Origin of the sequence: Microcoleus sp. Pol8_D6, assembly GCF_036700965.1 — a bacterium.
Lineage (GTDB): Bacteria > Cyanobacteriota > Cyanobacteriia > Cyanobacteriales > Microcoleaceae > Microcoleus.
On record NZ_JAUBPW010000143.1, the window covers coordinates 1 to 3,551 of the forward strand.

Annotated in this window: 3 protein-coding genes and 1 riboswitch; all 3 genes read left to right on the forward strand. The window is 48.9% G+C overall.

Going from position 1 to position 3,551, the window contains the following annotated elements:
* Positions 1-224: 224 nt before the first annotated feature.
* A riboswitch (adenosylcobalamin-variant (AdoCbl-variant) riboswitch) is annotated at positions 225-304 on the forward strand.
* 8 nt (positions 305-312) lie between these two features.
* Positions 313-1,836, forward strand: a complete 1,524-nt coding sequence (gene cobG, locus QUA10_RS28705; RefSeq protein WP_333085923.1) for a precorrin-3B synthase — start codon at positions 313-315, stop codon at positions 1,834-1,836.
* A 148-nt stretch (positions 1,837-1,984) separates the two neighbouring features.
* Complete coding sequence (locus QUA10_RS28710) at positions 1,985-2,614, forward strand: precorrin-8X methylmutase (protein WP_333085922.1); 630 nt, start codon at positions 1,985-1,987, stop codon at positions 2,612-2,614.
* The gene (locus QUA10_RS28715) at positions 2,611-3,321 is read left to right on the forward strand and encodes a precorrin-2 C(20)-methyltransferase (protein ID WP_333085921.1); all 711 of its coding nucleotides are present in this window, start codon (positions 2,611-2,613) and stop codon (positions 3,319-3,321) included. Before QUA10_RS28710 ends, QUA10_RS28715 begins: the two co-directional genes overlap by 4 nt.
* Positions 3,322-3,551 lie beyond the last annotated feature (230 nt).

The window sequence follows — 3,551 nt, forward strand, 5'->3', positions numbered from 1 at the left end:
ATGATTGCTGTATTTGGTTGTCAATGTTCGGATGATGTTTCTATTATTAACGGTGTTGTTAAGGTTTGTAAAGGGGTTTGACGACAGTTAAACTGATGACTGTGATTAGGAAAGCTGATGAAAGGAGAGAGATGGCCGTAGCTTGCGGGGCCCGACGCCATCGTCAGAAGTTTTGTTAAGAAAGTTGAGGGTTTTGCTTTCTGTGGGTCCGCTCGTGATACCTTTCTAAAACCTGAAAGCGGGAAAGTCCGGTGCAATTCCGGCGCTGTGCCGCAACTGTAAAAGTCAGAATGCCGATTTCGGGGGCGCTTTGTGGGCGTTTACTTTTGGATTCCCTGCGTAGCACGGGGAGGAGATTATTTGTTAGCTTTGACTGATTTGCCGACTTGTCCGGGTTTATTTTACGGTTCCCAAGCCCGAGACGGAGTTTTATCGAGAATGCGGATTCCGGGGGGAATTTTAAAGGCGCAGCAGTGTCGGACGATCGCCGATTTGGCGGATCAATACAGTACCGGCTGTTTGCAAGTGACAAATCGGGCAAATTTGCAAATCCGAGAAGTGAACTCGGAAATTGCCCCGGAAGTCTGGAACCGCTTGCAGGAATTGGGGATAGCGTCTCGCCGCGTTGAAGTTGACCCGATTCGCAATATTATGGCAAGTCCGACAGCAGGGATCGATCGCCAGCAGTTACTGGATACTCGCCCGCTAGTCAAAGCTTGGGATGATTACCTGCAAACACATTCCGAGTTGTCGGAACTTTCGCCTAAGTTCAGTATTGGCTTCGACGGCGGGGAATCGGTTTCGATCCAGGCTTTACGCAACGATATTTTATTAGCTGCATACGGTCGTTCAACCCAATCAGGAATCGTTTTTCGGCTGCATTTAAATGGCGATACAGGAATTTTAATCCAAGAATCGCAATGTATTTCAGTATTAGCCGATCTCGCTAGCACTTATCTTGAATACACCAAAAATAGACCTCGAATTGATGGCAAAAAACCGCGTTTGCGTCACCTGCTGGCAGATTGGGGCGCTGAAAGTTATCTAGAAAGGGTACAGCAGAATTTACCATTTTCATGGCAATTCACATCTTGCACCTTTCCCAAAAACAGCCAAGATGCCTCATCTGAAAAATCCCTCCCCCATCACCGACATCTCGGCATTCATCCTCAACGACAGTCCGGTTTCTCCTACATGGGAATTGCACTGCCTCTCGGTAGGCTAGAATCAAAGCAACTGCGGAATTTGGCGAATTTAGCCCAAAAGCTAGCCAGCGGTACCCTGAGACTTACGCCGTGGCAAAATCTGCTAATTTCTGATATCCCCAACTCCCAGCTTTTTGAGGTAAAACAGCAAGTCGCCGATTTGGGATTGCACTCATCGGCGACTCGCCTAGATTCGTGCTTGGTGGCTTGTGCCGGCAGCAGTGGCTGTGCGTCGGCGGCGACAGATACTCAAGGTCACGCCCTAGCAATGGTGAGGGATTTAGCGCAAAAATTGACGATCGACCTGCCGATTAACATTCATTTCAGCGGTTGCCAAAAGTCCTGCGCCCAGCACCAGCCAATTGATCTCACGCTGGTGGGAATTCAGATTGAGCGAGGAGACGAGACGATCGAAGGTTACGACATTTATGCGGGTAGAAAAGATTTGCCCTTCGGGCGACCAATTTTTCCGGCGGTGAGTGCGGCCGAGATGCCCGGTGCGATCGAGGGAATGTTGCAGGTATATCAGCGGTTTCGAGAGCCTTTGGAGTCATTTGGTGAGTTTGTCGATCGGCAGGCGATCGACCAATTACAGCAGTTATTCAGCGCCGAAAATCGGACTTTAACGTGAAAAAATATCCCATTAAAACTGACAATTTTTAATTATTTCTCTTTGTATCTATCTTGAGATTTCTTCCTTCGCGTCCTTTGCGCCTTCGCGGTTCATTCAAAAAATCTATTTCACAAATCCCACAAAATTCCCATAGCAGTTGTAAACAATGATTGACTACATTCGAGACGGAACAGAAATCTACATTAAATCCTTCGCCACAATTCGAGCCGAAGCAGATTTGTCAAGCTTGCCACCCGATTTAGAATCGGTAGCCGTGCGACTAATTCACAGTTGCGGCATGACTGATATTGTCACCGATTTAGCAGCTTCGCCCGGTGCAGCCACCTGCGGACGCCAAGCCCTCGCCGCAGGCGCGCCGATTCTGTGCGATGCCCGGATGGTGGCCGAAGGCATCACTCGCAAACGCCTTCCCGCTGACAATCCGGTGATTTGCACTCTCTGGCATTCCGAAATCCCGGAATTGGCCCGGCAAATGGGAAATACTCGATCGGCCGCGGCCCTTGATTTATGGCTAGACAACTTACAGGGTGCGGTTGTGGCCATCGGCAATGCCCCGACTGCTTTGTTCCGACTGCTGGAAATGCTGGATGCCGGAGCACCCAAACCGGCTTTAATTCTGGGTTTCCCGGTAGGATTTGTGGGGGCTGCCGAATCCAAAGCCGAACTTGCCGCCAACAGTCGGGGAGTGCAATTTATTACGTTGCACGGGCGGCGCGGTGGCAGTGCAATGGCAACGGCGGCCGTGAATGCGTTAGCGAAAAAGGATGAATTATGACTAAGGCTACTGGTAAATTGTACGGTTTGGGTATTGGCCCTGGCGATCCAGAGTTGATTACTTTGAAAGCTTATCGGATTTTGCAATCGGTGCCGGTGATTGCCTATCCGGCGATGGAAAATGGTAAGGTGCTGGCGCGGGCGATCGTCGCAGATTATCTGCGCCCGGAGCAAATTGAGATTCCGATGCCGTTGCCTTTTAGTCCGACACGATCGTCTCAACCTTATTATGATATTGCTGCCGAGAAAATTGCCGCACATCTGAGCGAGGGACAGGATGTGGCGGTGCTATGTGAGGGCGAACCTTTTCTCTACGGCTCATTTATGTATCTATTCAACCGTTTGTCGGGGAGATTTACGACGGAAGTTGTGCCGGGAATTTCTTCGACAATGGCTAGTGCGGCTGCGCTGGGAGTGCCACTGACTTATCGTAACGATGTGTTAAGTATTATGCCTGCGACGCTGGATGCTGAGGTTTTGCGCGATCGACTGGCGGTTGTTGATGCTGCTGTGATTATTAAGCTGGGCCGGCATTTTGCGAAAGTCCGGGACGTGCTGATTGAGTTGGGACAGTTCGATCGATCACTGTATATAGAACGCGCAACTATGCCGAATCAGCGAATTCGGGCGATCACAGATGTCGATCCCGCTGAAGTTCCCTATTGGGCTCTCATTATGATCCCCAGCCAGCAGAAGTCTGTATCTTAATATTTCCATGCCTGAAGGCGACGCGCTTCCAGGCTTTACCTACTTTTTTGTGCATTCTTACCTCTTTATCCAGTTTTCTTCATATTGATAACTTAAGCTTATAAATTTCATTAGTTAATCTGTTGTTAAAAAACTTTACAAACCTGAGAATATGCTTTATGTTTATTTACATGGCGGAACACAAAGCCGTCACGAACATTGAAAACCAAATAAAGCAATCATAAACAAAT